The following is a 26,562-nucleotide window of genomic DNA, read 5'->3' on the forward strand; positions in this document are numbered from 1 at the left end:
GTTATCCCTGGGGTAACTTCTCTCTTATCACCCGCCCCCACTAAGGAGGAACTGGGTGGTTCGCTAAACCCTGCTTTCGCATCTGCGTTGCTAGTTGTCTGCAACACAGTCAAGCCAGCTTTTGCTTTTACACTCTACGGAGGATTTCTGACCCTCCTGAGCTGACCTTTGGGGGCCCCTGTTACGTTGTTAGGGGCGTGGCGCCCCACCCAAACTGCCCACCAATAGTTGTCCCTCCGAAGAGGTTAGTGACGCAATCCCGAGAGGGAAGTGTTTCATTGGCGCCTCCACTCCGGCCGAAACCAGAGCTTCGACGGCTCCTTCCTACACTACGCAGTCAGGATCGCACCACAGCTACAGGCTGCAGTAAAGCTCCACGGGGACTTCGCTTTCACGTGGGAGAGGGTCATAGTTACCCCCGCCGTTTACTGGCCCTTCTTCCCCTTGTACGGGGCTTTCAGGTACCAGCACTGGGCAGGTTTCAACCGCTATACACATCCTTACGGACTAGCAGCGATCTGTGTTTGTGGTAAACAGTCGGAGTCCCTTCGTCACTGCGACCTATTCCCTCACGGAATAGGCACTCCTTATACCGAAGATACGGAGCTATTTTGCCGATTTCCCTCGCGTCCATTATCCCAAAACGCCTTAGGCTTCTCACCTAGGGGCACCAGTGTCGGTTCTTGGTACGATACTGAACATGACCCCTGCATGATTTTCATGGGATCCGGGGATCGAGGCGATTCCCAAATGGGAACATACGCTCCTTCGCGAACTTCTCGTCATTACGACTCTCCATCCGCTTATGAGCATAAATACGTTGGCACCCGTACCGCCCCTACCCTGAACCTTCTCATACAGGGCAAAACGTTCAGTGTGCCGGAATATTAACCGGCTTCCCCTTCGGTCATATCCTGTTAGGTATGACCTTAGGATCGACTAACCCTCGGCTGACGAACATTGCCAAGGAACCCTTAGCCCTTTCGGCGGAACCGATTCTCACGGTTCTTCTCTGCTACTTTCACCAGGATCCGCGATACCATGCGGTCCATCCCTCCTCTCGGGGAGACTTCTATCCACATGGCACGCCCCCCTACCAGATCACCTTTCGGTGCTCGAAGGTCTCGGTGTCTAGTTTTAGCCCCTTCCATCTTCTAGGCATGTGACCTCGGTGAGTGAGCTGTTACGCACTCTTTAAAGGGTGGCTGCTTCTGAGCCTACCTCCCCACTGTCTTCGGCCACAAACCTATTTAGTGCACTTAACTAGAACTTAGGGACCTTAACCCTCGTCTTGGTTGTTCCCATCACGGAAGCAAAGCTTATCCCTGCCCCCTAGCACCCGACATCTACGATCTCGACAAGTTCGGAGTTTGACAAGTCGGCGCAGCCTTTCGACTGCTTACCAACCAATCGGTCGCTCTACCTCGCCGAGAATCTCCGTCGAGGTCTACCTGCGGGTAGTATCGGGGGGAACCCGCTATTGCCGGCCTAGATTGGCCTTTAACCCCTATACCCAAGTCATCCAAACGATTTGCACATCAGAATAGGTTCGGTCCTCCACCCAGCTTTCACTGAGCTTCAACCTACTCAGGTATAGATCGACCGGCTTCGGGTCTCTCACGAGTGACTAAACGCGTTTACCACGCCACCCCTCCATTGCTGTGCGGGTAGTTGCTTTCGCTACGGCTACTCCTTTCAGGATTAACCTTGCCACTCGTCAGAACTCCCTGGCCCGTTCTTCAACACGGACAATAGGACAGCGATCCATCGTAGTTAACGACTTCACCTCTTAACTGCCCTATAAGTTTATCTCTGCCTAGTTTCAGGCTCTTTTCACCACCCTTCCGGGTTTCTTTTCAGCTTTCCCTCACGGTACTTAGTTCGCTATCGGACTCGGGACGTATTTAAGGTTGGATGTTAGTGCCACCCAAATTCCCACGCGAAAAACGACGCATGGTACTCTGGTTACTTCCCCTTATGGCTTCTGAAGCTTCGATTACAGGGCTATCACCTTCTAAGGCTCTTCTTTCCAGAAGATTCATCTCGCTTCAGGAGGCGTTAGAGGAAGACCAAACTCCACATCTTTCCCTTCTTTCGAAGGGCTATTCGGTTTGCCTTCTACCGCTTTCGATCGCCTTTACTGACGGTATCTCAATTGATTTCTTTTCCTCCGGGTACTAAGATGTTTCAATTCCCCGGGTTCCCTCTCCTTTCGGAGTGCCTTACGGCAGGAAGTCCCATTCGGAGATCCTTGGATCTAAGGCTCCATGCGCCTCCCCAAGGCTTATCGCAGCTTGGCACGTCCTTCTTCGGCGCCCGAACCAAGCCATCCTCTAGGCAGATTAGCAGAGCACAATCCATTGTGCCATCTCTCATCTAGTCTCATCAAAATTCGACATCTTCCCTTTTAATGTAATGCATTAAAAGGTGCATTGTAAGCGTGTATGGACTATATCATTAAGAGGGATATAAGCATTTTGATCCGGAAGCCCAATTATCCAATAATTTTATAATACTCTCTTTTCAGAATTTATAATATATTTTAATTCATTTTTCATGTGTATGCGGAAAAATAGCCATCAGTGCCACTTTGCAGGTGATCCCTGCACAATATCACGCTTCCAGATGGGTGCCCTCTCCTTTATCTGGTCTATGATGTATCTGCATGCATCAAATGCCTGCCCCCTGTGCGGAGCAGAAACGGCAATGACCACAGAATCCTCGGTCAGATTTACCAGGCCGGTTCTGTGGACAACCGCAGCGTCGGTTATTCCAAATTCCTTTATACAGTGATCTATCATATTCTGGATCTCCTTGACGGCCATCTCCCGATAGCTCTCGTAGTAAAGTGCGTCGACTTTTACACCATCCGAGTCTTCACGAACTGTACCCTCAAAGGTGACTATGGCCCCAGCCTTTGGGCTCCTTACCCTCTCGATCAGATCCATCACTGGTATCTTTGAGTCTGTTATTTCCACGTACATGATCACACCTAGTCCACAGCTATGTAGTTCTTGAGCATGGAGAAGAAACGATCGGTGCTGTCTTCAAGAGGCCTCTTGCTGTTGTCGAATACCTTGAAGACAGATCCGGCGATAAGGTCATGGTAGGATTGGCCTATCATCGTTTCCCTGTAACCACGGGCCCCGCCCCATATGAGGAGGACTGGCTTCTGCACCCTGTAAAGTTCCTCAGCATAACCCTCATAACCGGTAGCGTCTATGGCTATTATGTTGCTGTATTTCTCAGGATGATTCATTGAACACTTCAGGGCAACGTCTGCATTTATGCCCTCGCCCATGAGCATAACGTTCTTTAGGCGCATGGCCTGGACAAAGTCATAGTAAAACTCAGAGGCTGAATCTATACCACCTGAATATTTGACATCATCAGCGTTACGGCCCGCTGCAGGAAACCGTGGGATGTAGACATTGATGTTCCATTCGTTTATCCTATCCGCCGCCCTGAGCTCATCCCATATCCCGTCGCCTCTGATATCTATTATTACCATATTCTTCCTGGCACCGGTGATGACAACATAGCTGTAGGGAATCCTGTATCCGGAGATCAGGACTTCGCCATTTTCCATGCATGATCATTCTACACCGTTATATAGAATTTAGAGTTGCTCAACTGATCGAACGTAATTCTAGCGGCTATTATCGGCGCTGACCTGAAAGCCACCACAGTATAATTCACATCATATCAAATGGATCTTTCTGGAGGGGCTATGTCCATGAACCGATGATGATCATGTTAAAGAGATGCATATCTGCGTTTAGCAGAAAGGGCAGCGGTTAGAAAGTTAAATAAGTAAATTTTGCATGATCGTGCGTAGCCCTGTGGTGTAGTGGACAAGCATTTTGGACTTTGGATCCAAAGACGGCAGTTCGAATCTGCCCAGGGCTATAATACGGTGGATATATGCCAGATCCTGTGGAAGTACCAACACAACCCTCCATGAAACGCGCAAGGAAGATCGCTTCGGTCGTGGCGGTCATCATTATTGCCTTATCGTTCGGTATACTCTATGGCCTCTCAATGAACAGCGCAGTCACGGTCAATGTTATGTATGTTAATATCGTGTTGAGAGGAAATGGGGTAACTGAAACAATACCGGTGCAGTTCAACCACGAGACCCTTGGCCCGGGTGAAAAGGTCTATTTCTCCGTTACACTGAAAGGCGGTGCGCAAGGGTTGACAGTCAGCTCTGTTTCATCCGGGACATCCGGATTCACGGCAGGATCAGCAACTGCACTTCCCCTTACCATTCAGGCAGGGCAGATCTCCACCCTAAAGCTCTTCTTCGTAACGCCAGATCACGACTACGCTGGTGACCTCACCGTGTATCTCTCCACCAGCTGAAATCATCATGGTTAGCGATGGAGGCGCATAGCATCAGGAACTGTTTTTGAAGATCAAGCCTTGTGGGATGCTCTGGATAAGGTATACCTGACAAATTATGATCCCTTGACCTCTAACTGCCTCCTGCTCTTATTCTGGTTACCGTATTTACAGTGGCCTTTTAAGAATAACTTATCGTTACTTGATTCCGCATACTTGACTCCGCAATAACTGTCTGATCCATTTGCAGAGTGCATGCCAGCAGGCCATATTTCAATGAATATTGCCCTCAGCAATTACCACGATATACGCCGAATTCAGGGCAGAATAACGAACGGGGAAAAGGAGATCAGACACGTTATACGAAATATCTGTGAAAAATAAAATAATTTAAATAAATTTATCTTCAGCTTACCTCTCCGCCTTTGCAGCAGAACCTGCCTGCATCTTGGCAAAGTTGTTGGCAACGTAGACCATGTATATCAGCATCAGTATCAGCAGTATTCCTCCACCCAGCGTTATGTAGAAGTAAGCCACGGACATGGCCGTGTTGGTGAGAAAGTCCGATACTGGCAGCGTTCCTCCAAAGAATTTCGGATACACCAGCGAATAGAACGGGAATATTGATATTGTCAGCAGAGTCAGGAAGACGATCTTGTTCTCTATGATCTTCCTCGTGGGCCTGTAGTAGAAAAGTATGGGGGCGATCAGACCGATTATTATTGTGACGGCAAGGACAGGAGAGAATGGCACAGCGCTTATGGAGGCATGTATCCATATCAGCGCACCAAGTTCAAGGATGACGCCAAGGTATGATGCTACCAGCGATATCTTCATGTAGTTCTCGAGGCCGTAGAATATGAAGGAGAACCCGTACATAAGTATGACTGCGCCTATGACGAAGAGGACATCGCCCGGTGCGGATGCCCATCTGCCTGCATTGAATGCCAGCTTTGCAAGTACGACGCCTCCACCCGTCACAACGGACGATGCGAATATGACAAAGACCAGGCAGAAGAGGCATTCAAAGACAGAGAATATTGAATACATAGATCTGTCGGATAGCCTGCTCTTCCTGATGAATTCGCCGAATATTATGAAGGCGTTCCTGCCTATGAAAGCAATCAATAGCAGGAGAAGAGGCACAGCATAGATGTAGGCCGCTGGAATCAGGATGGACGGATATGCAAAGTCCGATGTCACGACCCAGAAGGCTATGAACGTGCCAGTGAGTTCCCATATCGGTATTACATACGGACTAACCTTGCCCTTCGCTCCATGGTAATGGAAGAGGAATAGCATGGCACCCATTGATTCCGTTATGAACAGGGCAAGCATTATGGACATTATGAGGAAATTGAGACCAAATACTGAATTCATGTTTCACACCTCAGAAGTTGACACCTGTAGCAGACGGTGATTCGCTGATCTCCTTGCTGACTTCTTCCCTGTTGAACACCCTGGCCGAGAAGTAGAACGATACAGGTATCAGGATGGTATAGAAGATGATCATGGCTATGCCCGGCCCTATCATTGAAGTTGTTGTGTTTGCTCCCTGGTAAACGTACATTACGTTGTATATTATCCATGGCTGCCTTCCAACCTCATCCACAACCCATCCGTCCTCCATTGTGTACATCGCAATTACACCGAAGATCGGGAACAGTATGGCCATCCATTTGTTGCCGTATGGCTGCTTCTTCATCGCCCACATGATGAGGTATGCCAGAAGATACAGCCCTATTAGTATACCGAAGAGCACCATCAGATCGAACATGGTGTGCACGATGAGGGGTGGCCACTCGTTCATCGGGTAGTACATCAGGCCCTTTGGAACTACAAATGAGGCTTTGCCAGTACCGGCCAGCAGACTCTGAAGCCCGGGTACAGTAATGGCACCGACTATCTTTCCGTTGACTATTGTTCCGAAGAGCTTCTCTGGTTCGAACCCGCGGCCACCTATCAGGTTCAGTTCCAGTGCGGAATACTTCAGTGGCTGGGTGACTATCAGTTCACTTGCAGCAAGTGATCCGGAGATCCCAGCGAGGATCACGTAAGCCATGGACAGGGCTGCAGCTATCTTGCTGCCCTTCATATAAAATGTGCGGTCATCCTGATTCTTCGATATCAGGTACCTGTACGCAAAGTATCCTCCGATCAGCATGGTACCAGCGAGGAGCGTCACCGGTACGACATGAGCGATCTCGGAGAGGAATGAAGGTGAATTGAGGGAAGCCCATGGATTTACTCCAGTGATCTGGCCTGTGCTCTCGAATACAGGTATATTGAACCCATCAGGCGTGTTCATCCATGCGTTGACCATCACGATGAAAGCAGCAGATCCAAGCGTACCTGCTCCTATGAAGAACGTCAGTATCCAGTGCGTTATCCTGTTCTTGAAAGCATCCCAGTAGTAGAAGTATATGATCAGGAATATCGTCTCGGTGAAGAATGCGAATATCTCCAGATAGAACGGTACCATTGCAACCGCTGCAACCACTGCAAAGAATTTTGGAAACAGTATGACCAGCTCAGCTGCCATCACTATTCCGCTTGCCGTCCCTATCGCGAAGAATATTGTGAATACCTTCGCCAGACGTTTGGCAAGCAGATCGTAGTATTTGTCCTTGTACCTGATACCAAGGTATTCGGCCACGCTAAGCACCACTATGGTCGAGATACTCATGGTGACCAGTATTATGTGGACGCCTATCGAATAGGCGAAGAGCAACCTGTCAAAAGTCGTTATGAACGCCATATCTCAATTAATAACTGATTCATATTTAAATCTTATTTTATCATATAATAATTTTTCGTAATTAGATGAAGCTACATGCTGCGCCATATCCGATGAGTTGATAACCTAAAATATTAGGTCGTTGCACATCCATTCAGAACCATGAACCCATAATAGGACAAAGAGATATCGGATTCAAAAAAGAAAAATACGATGCTTTACTTCAAGTTAATATGATAGCTGAGAGCCTGAAATCAATGTTTGCGGACGAATGGGACAGGTATGTGAACCATGAATTCGTAAGGAAGATGAGATCGGGGGATCTACCACTGGACAATTTCAAGTTCTATCTTGTTCAGGACTCGCTTTACGTGAACGAGATGCTGAAGGCCGTGATGAGATCATCGGAGCTGTTGCCAAACGATATGGCGCTGAGGATCCTTTCGGCCGTTATACTTGGCAGGGATAAGGGCATGGAAACCCATGCATTCCTTGAGAAGGAGCTTAACGTGGTTGAATCCAACAGGATGACCATGACAACGTATTCCTACACGAGGCATCTCAGGTATGCATCAACTGTTGGTTGGCCGCAGTTCCTTGCGGCCTGGATACCATGCATGTGGGGATACTCTGAGGTTGGAAAGGCGGTATCTGATTCTCCAAACATGTATTACAGGGCATGGGCTGAGTTCTATGCCTCAAGCGAATACGCCGAAAGAGTGTCGGTCATACTGGAAGCCATGGACAGATTCAACGGCGATGTGACGGAGATAAAGGACTACTTCCTAATAAGCCTGAAGTTCGAGCAGATGTTCTGGCAGGCATCGCTGGATATGGAAAGCCCGATCTGAAAACCTGATCCAATGCCCATGGATACGTACTCAAGATTCGAAAAAATAATATTGTTCTAAAGATGCCTATAAAAATATATTTTACGATTCGTTACGATTATACATGTCCCTGAAAGGAGTTGTAATGGCCGGAGGTAAGGGAACGAGGCTCAGGCCAATAACCTATTCGATACCGAAACCGCTCGTTCCAGTTGCTGGCAAGCCAGTCATATCATACATACTGGACGCGTTTTACAGGTCCGGAATAAGTGATATAATAATAACAACCGGATATAAATTCGAATCGCTTATAAAAGGCGTTCTTGAGAATAAGAACACCGCCCAGAACATACTTTTCTCGGTCGAAAAGGAGGCCGCTGGTACAGCCGGAGGGGTAAAGCTTGCGGAGAATTTCCTGGACGACACCTTCATCGTGGGGAGCGGAGATATACTGATCGATTTCGACATAGCTGATATGATAAGGGAGCACCAGAGGAAGAAGAACAAGATAACAATAGCGGTGACGAAGGTGGATGATCCTTCGCAGTTCGGTATCGCAGAGATAGACGAGGAGGGGTACATAAAACGCTTTCTGGAAAAGCCGGGAAAGAACGAAACATTCTCGGACACAATAAATGCAGGTGTTTACATCATGGATCGATCGCTGCTCCACTATATACCGCCGGTTGGACAGTTTGACTTCGCAAAGGACCTGTTCCCAAGGCTGCTCTCTCAGGGCGTAAAGATCGGCACTTACCTTATAAATGGCGTGTGGCTTGACGCGGGAAGGCCAAAGGATGTGATAAAGGCGAACCAGATAATGGTGGAGAAATATGGAGAGACGTACAATGGAGGCGGAAAAGCCATAATAAAGGGCAAGGTCCCGCAGGGGTGTTCCATAAAGCCGCCAATATACATCGGCGAGGGCGTTCATGTTGGCAAGAACAGCACCATATCCGGATCTGCGGTGTATGACGGCGTTTCCATAGGGGACGACGTCCAGATCGAGAACTCCGTGATAATGGCCTCTTCAAAGATAATGAAGGGTACGAAGGTCGTGAATTCTGTCATAATGCAGAACACCGTTATAGGTGAGGACTGCGAAATACACGACAGCGTGCTCTCGCAGAAGCTCAACCTGCAGAACGGATCCAAGGTGTTTCAGGTTGCCCTCTCATCTGAGATAGTACAGGATGAAAACTAAAATTATCAGTATGGCAACTGCAATGGAAATGTAGATCAGGTTCCTGTCATTGCCGAATACGATCGGTATGGGACCTATCATGATGAGGCCTCCGTAGTGCCTCTCTTCCTTTTTCTCCTCAGCGGTTTCATTTTCATGATCATCGTATTCTGGTGGAATGAATATCCTGTCCGTGCTGTGAGAGAACTGGAACGGGGCAAAGAACATCAGGACTATGCCCAGAAAGATCAGAAGAAACGGTATAATGGAAAGACCTGAACCGTATATGACGGGAAAAATTACAAAAAGCGCAAAATGAGCAATCCCGATTGCAGCCATTGCAACCAGGACCAGTACGCCAAACAGCACCAGCAGGTAACCGATACGGAATATATTCATATCACAGGAAGCCGGCCTTCTGCAGTATCAGCAGATCGTCGGTTGTGAGCTCTTCGCCGTTCTTGAACTTCTCGAAGAGCACCTCTGCCTTCTGCTGCAGCTCGTCATCCTTTTCCTTCTTCTTTGTAGCTCTCTTCTTAGTCCTGAGCCCAGCTATGACCTTCTCAAGATCCTTCAGGTCATTCTTGGCCTGTATGAAAGCCTCGTGTTCCTGCTCTGATTCCTTTCCGTATTTGATGGCCATTTCATGCATTTCATCCGCTTTCTTCCTGACCTCGTCGAGCTCCTGCAGGGACTTGTTGATATCGTTGCTTATCTCAGATATCTGGTTTGATATCTCTTCGGCTCTCTTCTTGAGATCCCTCGCAAGCGTCTTCTCCTTGTCGATCTCGGCCTGCAGTGCCTTGACCTTCTCGTTCTCGCTGAGCTGCTTCTCCCTGTCATCCTTCATCTTCTTGATCTCGTTGCTGAGTCTCTTTATTTCCTGAACGACCTTGTCCTCTTCGGCCTTTGTGAGCTGCATCGTCTCCTGCTTTTTGATGAGTTTCTGCAGCTCCCTCTCCTTGGCCTTGATGTCTCTCTGGTTCACGCTGGCATAATTCGCTTCGTCCGTTATCTTCTTGTACTCCTTCCTGAGCTCCGAGAGCTTCTTGAAGTGCTCTTCCTTTTCCGTCCTTATCTTCTGAACTTCCTCGATGAGGGCATTTTTCTGTGATATCTTCTGTTTCACCTGGTCCCTCATCTCGTGGACCTTGGCATTCAGCTGGTCCCTCTGTTCAGCATAATTACGGCTTTGCTGTGCAGCTTCATCTCTTTTCTTTATATGCTCCTCTATTGCTTTTCTCAGAATGTCTCTCTTTTCCTCAAACTCCTGGAGAAGATCCGTCATAGTAACACTTCATTGCAGAATTCTATCCTTTATTAATGTGAGGCATATATAGATTTCGCAACGCAACTGATGGAGTTTATACATCGCTAGTTTCTGCTGATTATCGTGACGATGTCCTCGTCCATGAGGGGGTAGTCTATGCCCACCCTCTGCTCTCCGATTGGCCTGTTCTTTCCGGATACGATTGCGTACCTGAATGAATCGATCATGCTCCTGTTGATCTTCCTGCAGACCTCTCTCACCGTTGTACCCTCCCTCACTATGAGAGGTTTCTGGAAATCCACAACACCTGCCTTGTTTCTGAGGTAGATGCGTATCAGGTTCAGCGATCTGAATATTCCCTCCTTGAGATCTTCTATGCCATAGCCTGTCTTCGCGGATACCCTGAAAACCTCCCCATACTGTGATACCTGCGATGTATCGAATGACGGGTTCATATCTATCTTGTTGACTGCCACTATTGACGGTATGTACACGTAGCGGCCCTGGAGCGTCTCTATTATATCCTCGACAGATACGTTTTCGCGTATGTAGACATCGGCGTTGACAAGCTTGAATTCCTTCATTATCTCCTTTATGTAGTCTTCATCTATGTCTATGTTCTTTGGCCTGTGCAGCCTTATTCCTCCAGATGTTGTCTTCCTTATTTCGACGTTCCTGCGCTTCCGGTTCACAACTATGCCCGCGTTGTAGAGTTCTGCCATGATCTTGTCTATCCCCCCAGCCTGTACATCCGTAACAATCACTATGAGATCAGCAGATCTCACCGCGCTCAGTATCTCCCTTCCACGTCCAGCTCCATACGAGGCGTTTTCTATGATCCCTGGAAGATCGAGTATCTGTATTTCAGCACCCTTATACTCGAGGATGCCCGGTATGGCTTTGAGGGTAGTGAACGCGTAATCCCCTATCTCGCTGTCTGAGTTCGTCAGCCTGTTGAGGAGGCTGCTCTTGCCCACGTTTGGAAAACCAACCAGAGCAACCGTCGCATCTCCGGATTTTGGCACGGCGAACCCGCTATGAGAACCGCCATGCCTTGCACTTGCCTCCATCTGAAGCTTTGCAATCTTAGCCTTCAGGAGGCCTATGTGGTGCTCTGTAGCCTTGTTGTACTGAGTACGCTTTATCTCATCTTCGATCTCCTTAATCCTCTCTTCGATCGTTGGCATCTGTTCTACTTTCTTCCCTAATTTTCAACCTCTTTATATCTCTTTGCGGTACATCTCCTTGCATTTCCGGTTGTGTTGAAACTCCCAGATGACCGGCATTCCCCCATCGTAAAGTACGCACTTCGCCTTGCATAGAAAGCCCGGATATCCAGGTTATTTGACAGAATCGATTCAGGCGATCATGCGGAGGCTTCAAAACCTTTAAGATGATTGAAATGCATGGTCTCTGCATGCCTAATCTTTTGCTGAACCCTGATATAAATGGCGACAGGATCATATTTGTCTGCTGCGACGATCTGTGGGAGCACGATCTGAAAGACGGGAAAACACGGAGGATAGTGACCGATATAGGTGTCATAAACAATGCCAGATTCTACCCAGACGGGAGAAGGATAGCTTTTCGCGTCATGAGGGGCGCTCCACTGAACACGGCTGAGGTGTACTCATACGATTCCATGAATGGCCAGGTCAGGCGGTTGACCTATTTCTCAGGAAGGAGCACTGGAAGGAGGATGTTCACTGATATCGCTGGCTTTGATCCGGAAGGTAACCTCATAATATCGTCAGATGCCATGCACCCGTTCTCATCCATGACGTACCTCTACAAAGTGGAAAAGGATGGTGCAGATTTTGTTCCGTTGAATGTCGGGCCGGCAACGCATATCATGTTTGTGGACGGCAGGAGGGTCATAGGAAGGAATACCTTCGAACTGCCGCACTGGAAGGGTTACCGTGGTGGAACGCGTGGAAAGATCTGGATCGAAACGGATCATGGCACTTTCAAAAAGATAGTCGACATAAGCACGCATGTCTCAAGCCCCGTGATCGTTGGGCATCGCATATACTTCATTACGGACATCGATGGTTTCGGCCAGATATATTCAACTGATCTGAACGGTGGTGACATGCGGAGGCATACCTCGTTCAGCGATTACTATCCGAGACATCTGAACACTGACGGTCGGAGGATAGTCTTTTCTATGGGAGGTTCGATCTACATCTTCGATCCCAACACGGAGAAGGTCCAAAAGCTGGAGATAGGTGACCTTGAGTCGCCTGACGACAGGCTGACGAACATACCGTCAAAATTTGCAGAGGACTTTTCACCCCTAGATGGGGATCTTGTGGCCTTCGTGAGCAGAGGCCAGGCAATTATTCAGGATGTTTCTGGCAGCTACGTTATGAAGGTCCCGGAACCGCTGAGGATAAGATACGTACGCAGGGCCGGAGAAACCAAGGTTGCCTTCATACGTGGGACGAGGGATGGCGATTTCCTCGGAATTTACGATTACAGGACAGGAAGTGTCAACGAATTTAATGAGAACCTCGGAAACGTATTCGCAATGGCCGTGAACAAGACGGGTAAGTTCGCTGTTGTAGCCAACGACAGGTTCGAGATACTGATGGTTGACCTTGAAAGCGGAACCTCATCTGTCATAGAACGCAGCAGGGAAGCCATGATAACTGATTTCGCCATATCTGACAACTCAAGGTTCGTCGCCTACAGCTTTCCGCTGAAGCATGGAGAAACGGACGGCTACGTTATGCAGTCGATCCATGTGTACGATGTGGATCAGCGTAAGATATTCAAGGCCACAACAGAGAATTCCCATGACTATGCACCTGCGTTCGACGCTGATTCAAAGAACCTTTACTACCTTTCATACAGGAGCCTGGATCCGACCCCGGACAGGGTTGTGCTGAATTTCAGCTTCGAGGTGGTTTCCAGGCCATTCGTTATACCACTGAAGCCCGGATCGCCAAATCCCACAAAGCTTGTCCCGCCATCAATGGTTTCAGAATCCGGGGAATACGATCTATCCGATATGTACAAGAGGTCAAGCCCCATAAATGTTGAACCTGGAGATTACAGGATGGTGATCCCCCTTGAGTCATCGATAATGCTCTACAACGTGCCGGTTCACGGCGAATACGCCTCATACTACCAGGGTGCTCCTGAGAAGGGAGTACTGATAAAATATGACGTGAAAACGAAGAAGACCACAGAGGTTAAGAGAAACCTAACAGATATGAGGCTGTCAGTCGACGGAAAGAACGCAATGGTCAGAAAGGATGATGGAAAGCTCTACGTATTCGCTCTGGAGAAGCCTGAGGATGAAAGGATGGTGGAGACGGACAGGAGACCACTGTCTTCGAGCAGGCTCGAGGAGTTCCTTCAGATGTACGATGAAGCGTGGAAGCTAGCCAGAGACAACTACTGGAATGAGGTCGTTGCAAAGGAGGTATCCGATAGGATATACGATAAGTACAGGAAACTCGTTCCGATGTGTGTCACCAGGTTTGACCTGAGCAACGTCATAGTTGAGATGCAGGGTGAGTACCGTACCTCGCATTCCTATGAGATGGGCGGCACGTTCACAGACAAAGACCAGTTCAAAAGCGGGAGAATAGCCTGCGATTTCAAGTTGAACGGCGATCGCTATGAGATAGCAAAGGCCTATGTCGGCGATTATTCAAACGAGGGGGAAAAATCGCCTATTTTCGAGTATGGCATAGATCCAACAGGCTACCGCATTGAAGATATAGATGGAGAGCCTGTGAGCGAACAGAACAACCTGTTCCGCATCCTTTCAGAAAAATCAGGGACGTCTGCAAGGATCAGGCTATCGAAGGAGAACGGCGAAGCGAAGGATCTTATGATCGATGTTCTGGACGATGACCGCTTCATAAGGTACAGGTCATGGGTCGAGGAGAACAGGAGGTACGTGCACGAGAAGAGCGGCGGCATGATCGGATACATACACATACCAGACATGGGCATGATGGGACTGAACGAGTTCTACCGGCTCTTCATAAACGAATCTTCATATCCCGGCCTGATCGTCGATGTGCGGTTCAACGGCGGAGGATTCGTATCACAGCTGATAATAGAAAAGCTGATGAACAGGAGGCTTGGATACGACAATCCGCGCAGAGGAACGTTGAGTCCTTACCCGACAAACTCCGTGAGGGGGAAGATGATAGCAATAACCAATGAATACGCAGGATCTGACGGAGACATATTCAGCTTCTCCTTCAAGAAGCTCGGGCTCGGAAAGCTCATTGGCACCAGGACATGGGGAGGCGTAGTCGGCATAAGCCCCAGGCGCAGGCTCATAGACGGCACGGTGCTATCGCAGCCCGAGTTCGCCTTCTGGTTCCGCGACACCGGTTTCGGCGTTGAAAACTACGGAGTCGATCCAGACGTGGAGGTGGAATACGCCCCGCATGACTATCTCAAAGGGAAGGATCCGCAGCTGGATTACGCCATAGGCAGCCTGATGGAGGAACTGCGCAACTGGAATGAGGAGCTGCCCCAGAGGCCTGATAAAAATATATGAAAAGGAAATGATCGATATAAGGACAGCTTCAAACTTTTTAGAGATATCCTTATATACGATATTTGGTTAATTTATATGCGAAACTCGATAAGCTTAACTATATATTTGCAATCATTAATTTCCTATGGAAGCTTCAGAAGAGGTTACTATGGTCAATAAGAGTGATGACGGTAAGTCCGGTATTAGGTATTACACAACCATTGAGGAACTCTCAAAGGCAATCAACGCCGGCCTAAGCCTCCAGGACCGGCGGATGAGTGAAGAAGAAGCCATGGAGGCTGCTGAACATATCATAAATTTTTTCGGTTATAATGACCGTGTTATTGATAATATGCTTGAACCGGAAGACCGTGATTCTTTCTACACCATGGAGGATATAGGTATACTTCAGACTGAAAGGGAGGAGACAACACTCTTCGATGGGAGGGAGTGGCGGATACACTACTGGATCCTCAACATAAACAAGATCATGGAACTTGCGAACATGAAGGTGGACTACAGGAAGAAGAAGACCGATGAGGAATACAAGATATACGATGAGATACCCGATGACTACTGGAAGGTCGTTGAGTAGGGATGCCCGATGCATGTAGCCGTCCTAGACCGGGATAAGTGCCACCCAAAAAAATGCCACCATGAGTGCCAGTATTACTGTCCCCCGGTGCGAAACCATGTGATGGCCATAGATTTTCCGGATCCAGATGGGCAACCGCTCATATCTGAAACCTTGTGTATAGGCTGTGGCATATGCATCAGGCGATGCCCATTTGGAGCTATAAAGATCGTAACGCTTCCAGATGAGCTGAACAAGGAGGTTCTCCACAGATATGGCGTAAACGGTTTCAGGATTTATTCCGTACCGAACATCTCTCCAGGCCGGGTATCTGCCATACTTGGGCAAAACGGCCTGGGAAAGACAACCACGCTGAACATACTCTCCGGCATAACTGTACCCAACCTGGGATCTTATGAAAGACCACCCTCGAAAGAAGAGGTTATGGATCGATTCGCAAGGACAGAGATGGGTGCCTATTTCAGGGGGCTTTACGAACAGAACAAGAGGGCTGTGCTGAAGAACCAGTACGTTGATTATATACCCAAGGTGGTCAAGGGGACCATTGGAGAAGTTCTGAAAAAGAACGATGAAACCGGAAGATACAGCGACATAGTCTCACAGCTAAATCTGGAGAACTCTGTCAACAAGAATGTGACAGAATGCTCCGGAGGAGAACTGCAGAGGCTGGCGATAGGTACGGTTCTTGAGAAGGAAGCGGATATATACCTCTTCGACGAGATGACATCATACCTTGATATAAACGAGAGGTTGAATGCTTCCAGGATAGTTCAGGAACTCGCAAGGAAAAAAACGGTCATAGTGGTGGAACACGACCTGGCCATACTCGATTGGCTCGCAGACTCCGTGAACATAGTCTATGGTGATCCCGGCGTCTACGGCATATTCTCAGAGCCGCTTTCTACGAACAGGGCGATAAATGCATACCTGTCTGGTTTCCTGAAGGAAGAGAACGTGCGCATACGAAGCTACCCAATAGAGTTCGAAGAGAAGGCGTCAAGGAGAGACAAATTCACGCAGGATCTGATATCATGGACTGATATGAGAAAAACCCTGGGCGATTTCACTCTAGATGTATCGCAGGGAAAGATCCACAGAAGCGAGATCGTGGGTATACTTGGGAAGAACGCCTTAGGCAAGAGCACATTCATCATGATGCTCGCAGGCGTTCTGAACCCGGATTCCGGGTCAATATCGCAGAACGTGAGGGTATCGTACAAGCCCCAGTACATATCAACCTCCTTCGATGGGTCAGTTTCCGAGCTCATAAGGTCCTCGCTTGGCGAAAGGTCAGATGATTCGTTTGTTAAGAACGAGATCTTCCATCCTCTGAGCATTGAGGATATCATGGAGAATCCAGTTAACGGACTGTCCGGAGGAGAACTGCAGAGGCTTTCCATAGCCATAACACTGGCGAGGGATGCAGACATATACCTGCTGGATGAGCCATCTGCGCATCTCGATTCCTCCTTCAGGATGGTGGTGGCCAAGGTCATAAGGAGGGTCATGGAAAACACGAAGAAGACCGCAATGGTCGTTGACCATGATATCTACCTCATAGACCTTATATCGGACAGCCTCATCGTCTTTTCTGGTGTGCCGGGTTCGCATGGCCATTCTGAAGGTCCAATGGATATGAGGGATGGAATGAACAGGTTCCTGAAGACGGTGGGCGTGACCTTCAGGAGGGATCAGAACTCGAAGAGACCAAGAATAAACAAGGAGAATAGCAGCCTGGACAGAATGCAGAAGGAACAGAACAATTATTATTATTCGTGATCTATGGAGATTAAGGAAAGGGACGGCCTTGCAAGGATAGCGAAGTTCGAGACACCGCACGGTACCATAGAGACACCAACGGTTCTACCGGTTATAAATCCAAATATAATGGACATAACGCCCCAGGAGATGAAACCTCTCGGGCTACAGGGCATAATAACAAACAGCTACATAATTCTGAGGACGCCTCAGCTGAGGGACAGGGCGCTGAAGGAGGGCCTTCACTCCCTGATAGGCTACGATGGGCCCATAATGACTGATTCCGGTACATTCCAGAGTTACGTATACGGTTCCATAGAGTTCAACAACAGGGAAGTTGTGGATTTTCAGAAAAGGATAGGAAGCGATATATCCACAATACTCGACGTGTTCACAACACCCGGAACATCAAGATCCGAGGCAGAAAAGGCCTTGATCGAGACGTATAACAGGATGATGGAGGTCAACGACGAAACCGGGATCATAGCTGGTCCAGTACAGGGCGGCATCTATCCCGACCTCAGGAGGAGATCGGCCGAACTTATGAATTCCACCAACGCCAGATACCACCCCATAGGCGGCGTCGTTCCCCTCCTGGAAACGTACGACTATTCAACGCTCGTGGACATAATAATAAACTCAAAGATCAGCCTGAGCTTCAACAGGCCTGTGCATCTCTTCGGAGGTGGCCATCCGATGTTCTTCGCATTCTCTGTTTACATGGGTGTTGATCTTTTCGATTCCGCATCCTATGTGAAGTACGCCAAGGACGACAGACTCATATACCCGGACGGTACGAGGGACCTGGCAAGGATAACTGAGCTGCCGCAGTGGAGCCCACTATACGATAAATACACGGTAAAGGAGATCAGGGATCTGGACAGGGAGAAGCGGAGCGTTGAGATAGCCAGGCATAACCTGAAGGCCATATTCATGGAGATAGCTGAGATCAAGGAGCGCATTTACGAGGAGGGGCTTGCACAGTATGTGGCGCAGAAGGCTAGATCGCATCCGAGCCTGATGAAGGCCTACTGGAGGATGATGTCATATTCTAATATTCTTGAGAAGTACGAGGATCTGTCCAAAAAAACCGCCTATTTCTTCTACGATTCGTTCTCAACGAGGAACCCCTATGTATCCAGGCTGAACAGGTTCACGGAATCTTTCCTGTCCTCAAACAGAAAGGATACGTATGCGTTCAACGCCAGGGCATGGGTCCCCGGATATACAAATTCAGAATTTGTCAGGGACGTGTACCAGAGGATAGACTGCAACGCCCTCATATCATGGTCGGGGACCTTTGTGCCGGCTGAACTTGAAAACACCTATCCAGTGGAACAGACCGTGAGTTCCGGATTCGAAACTGACCCTGATTTTTCAAGGGTAAAGGACATGATATCGCCCTTCAGGGTGGATGTCTACAAGGGCGAGAAGTTCGAGGGCGAACCCGTGAGAAGCTTCAACCTGAACAAAATAAGGACCGTGGCCGACTACCAGTTCGGTTTTGGCGTTGGAAAGATGCTGTTCAGGGACGACGTGAAGATAAATGTATCGAAGACCGGCCGCATAAGGGGAATCCTGTCAAAGGATGGCAGGCAGATAGCCACGCTGCGCAACGACGGTTTCTTCACGCTGACCTATTACGGCGCTTCGCTCATACATTCTCAGCTGAAGCGACCGTCGATGAGGGTCATCGTGTCCAGGGACAGCGCGGAGTACAATGCCAAGGGCTACAGCGTATTCTTCAAATTTGTTGTGGATGCCGATGAAAACATAGTTGCGAAGAATGACGTTCTTGTCGTGGATGAGGATGACGGACTCGTTGCCGTTGGAAAGGCCACGGTCTCGGGAAGGGAACTCAAGGAGTACACGGAGGGCATAGCTGTTAAGGTGCACGAGGGCAGGGATCAGTCCGAGAAGTAGGATATAACGCCTATTGAAACTATCATTATGCATATTCCAAGTATTTCCACCGGACCAACCGGCTCATTGAAGAGGAATATCGAGGTCACGTCCGCAAAGATCGGTTCGCCTATCAGTATGACTCCGACCTTTGTCACGTTCATCTTAGATAGGGCAGAAACGTATACATACGTCGCAAGAAATGTGGCAAATATTGCCGTGAACACCACCACGAAGAGAGCGTAGTACGAAAAGTGCAGCGGATACATGTCTGTGCGCATGAAGGCAAGCGACAGCACAGCCACGACCACTATCTGCAGGAAGGAGAACGTGAGCGGGTCAATATCCGAGGCGTACTTCGAAACGTACACAAGCTGCATCGCATAGAATATTGCTGCAATGAATGTCAGTATGTCTCCAGACTCTATGGCTGCACTGTGGAGGCCGCTGTAGGACATCAGCACGAGACCGAGAAAGGCAAACACCGACGAATAGACCTCTATCTTCATGACCCTGCGCCTGAGGTAAAAATACGATATCAGCGGCACGAATACGACGTATATTCCAGTTATTGTTCCGGATAATGCAGGTTCAGTGTACATGAGGCCAACGGTCTGGAGGTAATAGGCGATGAAGAGAAATACACCTGCTATTATCCCGTACCTTATCGTTTTCCTGTTGGAAGCCCTGAGTTTTCTGTAAACAAATGGCAGGAATATGAGTGCAGCCACGACGAACCTTATGGCAAGAAATGACACTGGAGACAGGTATACGAAGACGTCCTTGATCATCGGAAAGGTTACGCCCCATATGAACGTCACGAATATCAGGAGGGTCAGGTACAGCGCATCATGTCTGTCCATGGTCTACTTCCACATGGAATACAGTATCCCCGGATTCCTGAGAAGTACTTTAATTATCACAGTTGAAGGGTAGTCTATATCGCCGCTCCTGTTTATAACGTCTATGATCTTCTCGTTCGATATCATACCGTATATCCTGTTGAAGGACCTGTCGCTTATCCTGGAATATATGCTCTGAACCATGGAGTCCTTCTTCAGTTCCCTCCCTATCGTTGCGCGTATCTCCCTGTCGTACTTCTTCAGGGCGGTGCCCGTATTTCCATTCTCCAGATCCTCTATTACGTATCTTGCAGCAACGTCGGATGAGAATATGCCCGTATATATACCTCCACCTGAGAGGGGCTTCACTATACCGCCCGCGTCACCCACAAGCACGGTTCTCTTCGTGTTGAGGCGCTCGGCCATCCTTATTGGTATGCCAGCACCCGTTATGCCGAGGACACGATTATCCCCAAACCTGTGCGAGAGGTTCTCCATATACGGACGTGCAGACGCCCTATAGCTGCCGGTGCCAACCCTCACAATGTCGCCGCCGGGTACGGCCCAGCCGAAGAAGCCATGCGTGTACTTGGAACCCAGGTAGACGCTGACCGAGTCCTCATCATCCATAGTGGAGGCCATATCGTACTGCAGCGTCGATACCACATGCCTCTGGCGGAGCCTGTAGACGTCGCGCCTGACTACGCTGTTTATCCCATCAGCCCCCACAACGATCATGGCGTCTTCCTCCCTGATGTTGCCGTTCTCCCTGTACCTGACGGTCACGTGGTCATCGTGTTCCGTTACGGATAGGGCCCTTGCATTTATCCTGATGCCCGAACCTGCACCTATGGCCATTGCAGCCACGTCCTTATCAAATGAATCCCTGAAGAGCACAATTGTCGGATCATCCTTCTCAATGTGTATGCTCTTGCCGTTAGGAAAGAATATGTTCGCTCCCCTGACGGTGCCCGCTATGCTCCTGGTCCGGACATACTGAAGGACGCGCTGAGAGACAAGACCCGTGCACTCCACAGGCTTTCCGACCTCCCTGTGCTCTTCCAGGAGATCGACGGAGAAACCTGCCCTGGCGAGCCTGTAGGCCGCAAAAGATCCCGATGGGCCTGCTCCTATGACTATGACGTCCTTCACGTTTTCCAATCCATAATCCATTAATAAGTTTTTATGAGGCTCTATGGATCATACCGCGAAGAGCGTGAACCATATTGGTCTAATAGCGCAGATCCTTGGGATTGTTGATTAAGCCTGATGGAATGTGATCGCCTTTCATTTTAGACATGTAAATAATAAAATTAATACATAAAAAAAGGATAACACCAAGGTTGATGGTATCATATCTGGATACCTGATGGTGTGTGATTATGGGACTCAGCAAGAGGGATCTGAACAGAAAGAAGAAGAGCTTAGAGATGAAACTCCAGGAACTCGAGGAAAAGGCCAAGAAAAACCCCATGAACAAGCAGCTTCAGGAAGAAATAGCTGACCTGAAGAAAAAGATAGAAAAGGCTGGATGATTCAGCCTATTATGGAGTCTATCTCTGCCTTCAGTCTTTTTAATTTTTCTATTGAAAGCTGGGAAGCCCTTACCTGATCCCTGTTGTCCTTAAGGTAGCTTATGTAATCGCCTATCCTGTCTATGGTTTCGTCCACGCCATGCGTCTCCACATCCATGCCATAGAATGGTCTTGTCCCAAGCATGTTCAGCATCTCCCTGCCCTTCTCCTGCAGCGAGTAGTACTTCTTGTTGTCTCTCTCCGTGCTCTTCACATATCCCTCCTCTTCCATATCTCTGAGCAGTGGATACACCGCACCTGGAGACGGCCTCCATCTTCCCATTGTTATGCTCTCCATGGTCGACATGATCTCAGCTCCGGTCTTCTCACCCTCTGACAGTATCCTAAGGATCCAGTACCTTATCCCTACGAACCCCCTCGAATGGTACACATGGTGTCCCCATGGACCCCTCATTCCTCCAAACATCCTTTCTCACCTCTGATCGATTTTTAGATATCGATAATTAGATATCAATTACCCATATTTAAACATTATGATATGGGAGGGCCGCAGCTTTATTATTACGGAAGAGCAGTTATACGCCATTCATATACGGTCAGGCTACGTATTGTCAGATCCATGATCTAAAAATATAAATCATGAATACTCATTGGCTGTTATGCCAGAGGATCTTGTTTCTAAAACGCTGAAGAGGATAGAGGAGGACAGGGTGGAATTTCTGCAGATGCAGTTCACCGACATAACTGGCAATGTTAAGAGTCTCACCGTGCCAAAGAACAGGTTCGAGAACGCCCTGACCGAAGGCGTGGTTTTTGATGGGAGCTCCGTTGCTGGATACGCGCAGATAGAGGAAAGCGACATGCGCGCCATACCAAACCTTGAAAGCTACACCCTCCTGCCAGAGGAGTTCGGAAAGAACAGGATCGCCAGATTCGTATGCAGCGTGTATTCGCCCGACGGCACAAGGTTTCCGGGTGATCCCAGATATGTGCTTGAGCGTATACTTGAAGAGGTGCATAAGGAAGGAAACGAATTCTTTGTTGGGCCTGAATTTGAATTCTTCCTGTTCAAGAGGGACGAACATGGAAATCCGACCACCGAACCAAGCGACTACGGAGGCTACTTCGACAATACGCCGCTTGATTCTGCGAGCGACATAAGGCAGCAGATAATGAAGGAGCTTTACGATCTTGGCTATCAGCCAGAGGCGGCTCACCATGAGGTGGCATATGGACAGCAGGAGGTGGACCTAAGGTATGCTCCGGCGCTGAAGATGGCCGACAGGATAGTGATGCTGAAGAGCATAATAAAGAACATAGCGGAGAGGAACGGCCTCTACGCATCATTCATGCCGAAGCCGATAAACGGCGTCAACGGGTCAGGAATGCACATACACCAGAGCATAATGAGCACAGACGAGAAGACAAACAGGTTCTATGACAAGAATGCGAAGTACGGACTGAGCGATTACGCCATGCACTACCTCGGAGGCATCCTGAAATACATAAACGAGGCCTCCGCTATCCTGGCGTCAACAGTCAACTCCTACAAGAGGCTCATACCTGGATACGAAGCTCCGGTATACATATCATGGGCAAACAAGAACAGGTCTGCGCTGGTCAGGATACCCGCCGGAGAGGGCGTAAGAAAGAGAATGGAGCTGAGGTGCCCTGACCCTGCAGGAAACCCGTACCTGCAGTTCGCTGTTGTGCTCGGAATGGGTCTTGAGGGCATAAGGAACAGGATCGAACCTCCTGAACCGGTTGAAAAGGATATATTCCACATGACGCCAGAGGAGAGGCAGGCTGAGGGCATAATGTCAATGCCTGAGAGCCTTGGAGAAGCGCTTCACCACCTGAGATCCAGCAAACTGATGAAAAATGTCCTAGGCGAACATGTCTATGAGAACTTTATAACTGTGAAGCAGAGGGAGTGGGACCAGTTCCGATCCTATGTGGGCGAGTGGGAGATAAAGAGGTATCTCCCAACCCTCTGAACAATTTTTTCATACAAGTGCATGTGACGGGATAATCAGATCCACGATCTCTACACGTACTTCTCCATGGAAAGAAGCAGGTAAGAGCATAATACATCCCCATTGATCTACCCGGAACTGGAAAAATTGATAAAGATATAAAACATCAGCATTGGCTGACACTGGATAACTGCACGGAAATGCCGTTTCAGGCCAGTATCTTCGTGCGGTGGGTATGGTATTTAATGCATCATGCACCTATGCCCACGAGTACGAAGAAACCAGATCCAAATATCAGGGTAGCGTTATGATCGAGATATGGACCGAGAAATACAGACCGAAGAGCCTTTCTGAAATATACGGAGAGGACGAGAACATCCAAAAGTTGAAGTCCTTCGTCGAGAGGAAGGAGATACCGCACCTCCTCTTCGCGGGATCTGTCGGCACTGGGAAGACGTCCACGGCCATAGCGCTTGCAATAGAGCTCTTCGGCGATTCATGGAAGGAAAATATGGTGGAGATGAACGCCTCCAACGAGAATGGCATAGACGTGATAAGGAACAAGATCAAGGACATAGCAAGGATCAAACCGTCAAACCCCCTTGGATTCAAGATACTCTTTCTGGACGAAGCGGATCAGCTCACCGCCGAGGCTCAGGCCGCGCTGAGGAGGACCATGGAGATATATTCTGAGACGACCAGGTTCATATTCTCATGCAACTATTCCTCCAAGATAATACCGCCCATACAGTCCAGGACAGTTGTCATGAGGTTCCGCCCTGTTCCTGATGAATACATAAGCAGGAAGCTTCAGGAGATAGCTAAGAATGAGGGCTTCGAGATAGACGAGGAGAGCATGCATGCTCTCGTTGAGGTCTCGGCCGGAGACATGAGGAAGGCAATAAACGTCCTTCAGGCCGTGTACACGTCCGGGGAGATCTCGCCGAAGAAGATATACGAGATCATAGGTTATGCAAGCCCGGATAAGGTACAGAAGATGATATCCCGTGCAATAAATGGGCTCTTTGATGAGGCCCGCGAAATAGTTGACGGTATGCTGGTGTACGATGGACTGTCCGGGATCGACATAGTGAGGAGCCTGCATTCATACGTCAGGAGCAGCATGATATCACCGAGGCAGAAGATAGAGATAATAAAGGCCCTTGCAGATGCAGAATTCAGGATAGTTGAAGGTTCGAATGACAGGATACAGCTCGATGCACTGATCGCAAAACTTGCAGAGATAGGAAGCAGGACGGACTAGAAGTCGAATATGCTCTTCTGCACGTCGCCTTTCTCCTCCCTTACCTTTGAAACTTCCTCCTGCCTGAGGTTCTCTATCGTCTGAGTCATGCGCGATACCTTTCTGAGGCTGCTGTAGTAGTATGCCATGTCCCTGGAATTCTCGAAGACAAGTATGTACACCTGGCCATTCCTGCTCCTCCCTGTCCTTCCCTTCCTCTGTATGTACCTTATCTCTGATGGTACGGCTTCATAGAATATCACAAAGTCAGTATCTGGTATATCCAGGCCCTCCTCCGCTATGCTCGTGGCTATGAGCACGTTGTAAACGTTGTTTTTGAAATCCTCTATTATCTTCTTCTGCTGGTCCTGTGAAAGGCCCTCGTCCGATCCGCGGTCAGCCTGGCCTATGAATCGCACGGGCTTCAATGATGTGTTTCTCTTCGCTATGTAGTCCATCAGGAGATCGGATGTTATCCTGTAATGCGTGAACACTATGGCTCTTTCCTTTCCGCGTATGTTTGATTCCAGTATGGAGAGTATCCTCTCCATCTTCGGATTCACATAATCCTCGGCAGCCGTCCGCAGCTTTGACTTCAGATCTGCGAAATCCTCAAGGCTGGATAGCATGGACATCGCCCTCCTTATGCTGGGGTCATCGCTTTTCTCCATCTCCTCGAGGTAATGCATACCGATGTCTATCCCCTGCGTCTCTATGTACTCCTTGAGGTAATCCAGGCGGATTGCTGCCGTTATCCTGCGCACAAGCTGGAAGAGGCTGCGGTCCTCCTTTGCAGATCCTATGACCTTCTGCATAACTGCCACGAGTTCCTTTCTTGATCTGCCCACCCTGAAGTTGCTGTTCCTGACTGGCTCCAGAAGCTGGGACATTAAGCTATCGATCATGTTAACGATTTCCCTGGTGGCCTCGGGTTCAGGTATCTTCATAAGTTTAACATCTATGGTTTTGACGTACTTTCTGACGTCTTCATCCATCTCTGTCTTTGCTATGACCTTCGAGATGCCCAGGTTGGAGATGATCTCGTCTATCCTCTCCCGGTCTCCTCCAGGGCTTGCGGTTAGCCCAATTATGAGTTTTTTCTTGTACTTCAGGTACTCCTGGGCTATGTCCACATAGGCATAGTTTCCAACAGCCCTGTGGGCCTCATCGAATATTATAAGATCGAATTTCGTAATGTCAAGAACTCCGGATCGCATGTCATTGAAAACCACCTGCGGAGTTGATACGAATATCTTCTTCGTTACCCATATCAGCTCACGTTCCTCAGCATCTATCTCGCCTGTGAATACGCCGATCTCGCTTTCGCTTATTCCTGTGGATTCTGCTATGGTCTTCGCATGCTGCAGCACCAGGGGCTTTGTTGGGGCAACCATGAGGCTCCTCTTCTTTTCGCTGTAGAACTTCTCGATGAGCATGGCCGCTATTATGGTCTTACCCAGACCTGTAGGCATGACCACCAGCGTGTTCTGGTCTATTGAATTTTTAAATACGTTTAATTGATATTCCCTGGGCTGAATAATCACATATGATTATGCTTCAAGCATATAAATATTAGATGGGCCGGTAGATCAGCGGTAGATCGCCTGCTTCGCAAGCAGGAGGCCTCGGGTTCAAACCCCGACCGGTCCATAACGGAAGGGGATTAACTTTGCTATAGGAGAACGCTGTGATTATTATATTTTAGAGCGATTGTCATAATCATAGAAATACAGATCCTTATTCATTCAAGCTTTCTGTCTATATGGTTAATGATGGTCCTTATAATGCTTATCATTTTACATTAATGTAAAATATCATGATCGTATAGTTAAAGTGGAAT

General features: G+C 48.5%; 21 protein-coding genes, 2 tRNA genes and 1 rRNA gene. 12 read left to right on the forward strand and 12 right to left on the reverse strand.

The window, feature by feature from the left end; genetic code table 11:
• The 3 genes from F6Q11_RS06175 to F6Q11_RS06185 all read right to left on the reverse strand — a co-directional run.
• Positions 1-2,358 (reverse strand): 23S ribosomal RNA (locus F6Q11_RS06175); the annotation flags it as partial.
• 221 nt (positions 2,359-2,579) lie between these two features.
• Entirely contained in the window at positions 2,580-2,984 is a 405-nt protein-coding gene (locus F6Q11_RS06180; protein WP_297027306.1) for a molybdenum cofactor biosynthesis protein MoaE, read from the reverse strand.
• Positions 2,985-2,992: 8 nt separating this feature from the next.
• A complete protein-coding gene (locus F6Q11_RS06185; protein WP_297027309.1) occupies positions 2,993-3,589 on the reverse strand; it encodes an alpha/beta hydrolase in 597 nt (198 codons plus the stop codon).
• A gap of 247 nt (positions 3,590-3,836) precedes the next feature.
• Between F6Q11_RS06185 and F6Q11_RS06190 the strand changes: the two genes are divergently transcribed.
• Positions 3,837-3,909, forward strand: a tRNA-Gln gene (locus F6Q11_RS06190).
• 15 nt (positions 3,910-3,924) lie between these two features.
• Positions 3,925-4,365: a hypothetical protein gene (locus F6Q11_RS06195; RefSeq protein WP_297027312.1), complete on the forward strand. Its 441-nt coding sequence runs from the start codon at positions 3,925-3,927 to the stop codon at positions 4,363-4,365.
• A 390-nt stretch (positions 4,366-4,755) separates the two neighbouring features.
• Here the strand turns inward: F6Q11_RS06195 and F6Q11_RS06200 are convergent, their stop codons facing one another.
• A complete protein-coding gene (locus F6Q11_RS06200) occupies positions 4,756-5,724 on the reverse strand; it encodes a hypothetical protein (protein WP_297027315.1) in 969 nt (322 codons plus the stop codon).
• Between the two features lie 10 nt (positions 5,725-5,734).
• Positions 5,735-7,102 (reverse strand): cytochrome ubiquinol oxidase subunit I, encoded by a 1,368-nt coding sequence (locus tag F6Q11_RS06205; RefSeq protein ID WP_297027318.1) that lies wholly within the window; start codon positions 7,100-7,102, stop codon positions 5,735-5,737.
• Positions 7,103-7,314: 212 nt separating this feature from the next.
• Here F6Q11_RS06205 and F6Q11_RS06210 point away from each other — a divergent pair, with 212 nt between their 5' ends.
• Together F6Q11_RS06210 and F6Q11_RS06215 are read left to right on the forward strand one after the other, a co-directional pair.
• The gene (locus F6Q11_RS06210; protein ID WP_297027320.1) at positions 7,315-7,932 is read left to right on the forward strand and encodes a TenA family protein; all 618 of its coding nucleotides are present in this window, start codon (positions 7,315-7,317) and stop codon (positions 7,930-7,932) included.
• A gap of 103 nt (positions 7,933-8,035) precedes the next feature.
• A complete protein-coding gene (locus tag F6Q11_RS06215) occupies positions 8,036-9,115 on the forward strand; it encodes an NDP-sugar synthase (protein ID WP_297027323.1) in 1,080 nt (359 codons plus the stop codon).
• Here the strand turns inward: F6Q11_RS06215 and F6Q11_RS06220 are convergent.
• From F6Q11_RS06220 to F6Q11_RS06230, 3 genes are all read right to left on the reverse strand, one after another.
• Positions 9,086-9,493, reverse strand: coding sequence for a DUF131 domain-containing protein (locus tag F6Q11_RS06220; RefSeq protein WP_297027325.1), 408 nt, complete (start codon positions 9,491-9,493; stop codon positions 9,086-9,088). The genes F6Q11_RS06215 and F6Q11_RS06220 overlap by 30 nt on opposite strands.
• Position 9,494: 1 nt before the next feature.
• Positions 9,495-10,382 (reverse strand): coiled-coil protein, encoded by an 888-nt coding sequence (locus F6Q11_RS06225; protein WP_297027327.1) that lies wholly within the window; start codon positions 10,380-10,382, stop codon positions 9,495-9,497.
• Between the two features lie 86 nt (positions 10,383-10,468).
• Positions 10,469-11,551 carry a GTP-binding protein gene (locus F6Q11_RS06230; protein WP_297027330.1) on the reverse strand — a complete coding sequence of 361 codons (1,083 nt, stop codon included), beginning with the start codon at positions 11,549-11,551 and terminating at the stop codon, positions 10,469-10,471.
• 230 nt (positions 11,552-11,781) lie between these two features.
• Between F6Q11_RS06230 and F6Q11_RS06235 the strand changes: the two genes are divergently transcribed.
• From F6Q11_RS06235 to tgtA, 4 genes are all read left to right on the forward strand, one after another.
• Positions 11,782-14,892, forward strand: coding sequence for a S41 family peptidase (locus tag F6Q11_RS06235; RefSeq protein WP_297027333.1), 3,111 nt, complete (start codon positions 11,782-11,784; stop codon positions 14,890-14,892).
• A 124-nt stretch (positions 14,893-15,016) separates the two neighbouring features.
• Complete coding sequence (locus F6Q11_RS06240) at positions 15,017-15,466, forward strand: DUF6015 family protein (protein WP_297027336.1); 450 nt, start codon at positions 15,017-15,019, stop codon at positions 15,464-15,466.
• Between the two features lie 9 nt (positions 15,467-15,475).
• Positions 15,476-17,245, forward strand: a complete 1,770-nt coding sequence (locus F6Q11_RS06245) for a ribosome biogenesis/translation initiation ATPase RLI (protein ID WP_297027340.1) — start codon at positions 15,476-15,478, stop codon at positions 17,243-17,245.
• Between the two features lie 3 nt (positions 17,246-17,248).
• Positions 17,249-19,147, forward strand: coding sequence for a tRNA guanosine(15) transglycosylase TgtA (gene tgtA, locus F6Q11_RS06250; protein WP_297027342.1), 1,899 nt, complete (start codon positions 17,249-17,251; stop codon positions 19,145-19,147).
• Here tgtA and F6Q11_RS06255 read toward each other — a convergent pair.
• Both F6Q11_RS06255 and F6Q11_RS06260 read right to left on the reverse strand, forming a co-directional pair.
• Complete coding sequence (locus F6Q11_RS06255; RefSeq protein ID WP_297027344.1) at positions 19,132-19,989, reverse strand: DMT family transporter; 858 nt, start codon at positions 19,987-19,989, stop codon at positions 19,132-19,134. The genes tgtA and F6Q11_RS06255 overlap by 16 nt on opposite strands.
• Positions 19,990-19,992: 3 nt before the next feature.
• Complete coding sequence (locus F6Q11_RS06260) at positions 19,993-21,120, reverse strand: geranylgeranyl reductase family protein (protein WP_297027347.1); 1,128 nt, start codon at positions 21,118-21,120, stop codon at positions 19,993-19,995.
• A 230-nt stretch (positions 21,121-21,350) separates the two neighbouring features.
• Between F6Q11_RS06260 and F6Q11_RS06265 the strand changes: the two genes are divergently transcribed.
• Positions 21,351-21,503, forward strand: a complete 153-nt coding sequence (locus F6Q11_RS06265; RefSeq protein WP_173338154.1) for a hypothetical protein — start codon at positions 21,351-21,353, stop codon at positions 21,501-21,503.
• Between the two features lies 1 nt (position 21,504).
• Here the strand turns inward: F6Q11_RS06265 and F6Q11_RS06270 are convergent, their stop codons facing one another.
• Complete coding sequence (locus F6Q11_RS06270) at positions 21,505-21,969, reverse strand: PadR family transcriptional regulator (RefSeq protein WP_297027358.1); 465 nt, start codon at positions 21,967-21,969, stop codon at positions 21,505-21,507.
• A 193-nt stretch (positions 21,970-22,162) separates the two neighbouring features.
• Here F6Q11_RS06270 and glnA point away from each other — a divergent pair, with 193 nt between their 5' ends.
• Both glnA and F6Q11_RS06280 read left to right on the forward strand, forming a co-directional pair.
• Positions 22,163-23,500 carry a type I glutamate--ammonia ligase gene (glnA, locus tag F6Q11_RS06275; protein WP_297027360.1) on the forward strand — a complete coding sequence of 446 codons (1,338 nt, stop codon included), beginning with the start codon at positions 22,163-22,165 and terminating at the stop codon, positions 23,498-23,500.
• 286 nt (positions 23,501-23,786) lie between these two features.
• Positions 23,787-24,743 (forward strand): replication factor C small subunit, encoded by a 957-nt coding sequence (locus F6Q11_RS06280; RefSeq protein ID WP_297027363.1) that lies wholly within the window; start codon positions 23,787-23,789, stop codon positions 24,741-24,743.
• Here F6Q11_RS06280 and F6Q11_RS06285 read toward each other — a convergent pair.
• Positions 24,740-26,266, reverse strand: a complete 1,527-nt coding sequence (locus tag F6Q11_RS06285) for a DEAD/DEAH box helicase family protein (RefSeq protein ID WP_297027366.1) — start codon at positions 26,264-26,266, stop codon at positions 24,740-24,742. The genes F6Q11_RS06280 and F6Q11_RS06285 overlap by 4 nt on opposite strands.
• Positions 26,267-26,300: 34 nt before the next feature.
• Here F6Q11_RS06285 and F6Q11_RS06290 point away from each other — a divergent pair.
• Positions 26,301-26,372 (forward strand) — tRNA-Ala (locus F6Q11_RS06290).
• Positions 26,373-26,562 lie beyond the last annotated feature (190 nt).

This window comes from Thermoplasma sp. (assembly GCF_008709555.1).
In the GTDB taxonomy this organism is placed as follows: domain Archaea; phylum Thermoplasmatota; class Thermoplasmata; order Thermoplasmatales; family Thermoplasmataceae; genus Thermoplasma.

What these genes read in the sequence shown, in the direction of transcription:
- F6Q11_RS06180 (WP_297027306.1), bottom strand. Translation starts at nt 2,984, where the DNA reads ATGTACGTGGAAATAACAGACTCAAAGATACCAGTGATGGATCTGATC.
- F6Q11_RS06185 (WP_297027309.1), bottom strand. Translation starts at nt 3,589, where the DNA reads ATGGAAAATGGCGAAGTCCTGATCTCCGGATACAGGATTCCCTACAGC.
- F6Q11_RS06195 (WP_297027312.1), top strand. Translation starts at nt 3,925, where the DNA reads ATGCCAGATCCTGTGGAAGTACCAACACAACCCTCCATGAAACGCGCA.
- F6Q11_RS06200 (WP_297027315.1), bottom strand. Translation starts at nt 5,724, where the DNA reads ATGAATTCAGTATTTGGTCTCAATTTCCTCATAATGTCCATAATGCTT.
- F6Q11_RS06205 (WP_297027318.1), bottom strand. Translation starts at nt 7,102, where the DNA reads ATGGCGTTCATAACGACTTTTGACAGGTTGCTCTTCGCCTATTCGATA.
- F6Q11_RS06210 (WP_297027320.1), top strand. Translation starts at nt 7,315, where the DNA reads ATGATAGCTGAGAGCCTGAAATCAATGTTTGCGGACGAATGGGACAGG.
- F6Q11_RS06215 (WP_297027323.1), top strand. Translation starts at nt 8,036, where the DNA reads ATGTCCCTGAAAGGAGTTGTAATGGCCGGAGGTAAGGGAACGAGGCTC.
- F6Q11_RS06220 (WP_297027325.1), bottom strand. Translation starts at nt 9,493, where the DNA reads ATGAATATATTCCGTATCGGTTACCTGCTGGTGCTGTTTGGCGTACTG.
- F6Q11_RS06225 (WP_297027327.1), bottom strand. Translation starts at nt 10,382, where the DNA reads ATGACGGATCTTCTCCAGGAGTTTGAGGAAAAGAGAGACATTCTGAGA.
- F6Q11_RS06230 (WP_297027330.1), bottom strand. Translation starts at nt 11,551, where the DNA reads ATGCCAACGATCGAAGAGAGGATTAAGGAGATCGAAGATGAGATAAAG.
- F6Q11_RS06235 (WP_297027333.1), top strand. Translation starts at nt 11,782, where the DNA reads ATGCCTAATCTTTTGCTGAACCCTGATATAAATGGCGACAGGATCATA.
- F6Q11_RS06240 (WP_297027336.1), top strand. Translation starts at nt 15,017, where the DNA reads ATGGAAGCTTCAGAAGAGGTTACTATGGTCAATAAGAGTGATGACGGT.
- F6Q11_RS06245 (WP_297027340.1), top strand. Translation starts at nt 15,476, where the DNA reads ATGCATGTAGCCGTCCTAGACCGGGATAAGTGCCACCCAAAAAAATGC.
- tgtA (WP_297027342.1), top strand. Translation starts at nt 17,249, where the DNA reads ATGGAGATTAAGGAAAGGGACGGCCTTGCAAGGATAGCGAAGTTCGAG.
- F6Q11_RS06255 (WP_297027344.1), bottom strand. Translation starts at nt 19,989, where the DNA reads ATGGACAGACATGATGCGCTGTACCTGACCCTCCTGATATTCGTGACG.
- F6Q11_RS06265 (WP_173338154.1), top strand. Translation starts at nt 21,351, where the DNA reads ATGGGACTCAGCAAGAGGGATCTGAACAGAAAGAAGAAGAGCTTAGAG.
- F6Q11_RS06270 (WP_297027358.1), bottom strand. Translation starts at nt 21,969, where the DNA reads ATGTTTGGAGGAATGAGGGGTCCATGGGGACACCATGTGTACCATTCG.
- glnA (WP_297027360.1), top strand. Translation starts at nt 22,163, where the DNA reads ATGCCAGAGGATCTTGTTTCTAAAACGCTGAAGAGGATAGAGGAGGAC.
- F6Q11_RS06280 (WP_297027363.1), top strand. Translation starts at nt 23,787, where the DNA reads ATGATCGAGATATGGACCGAGAAATACAGACCGAAGAGCCTTTCTGAA.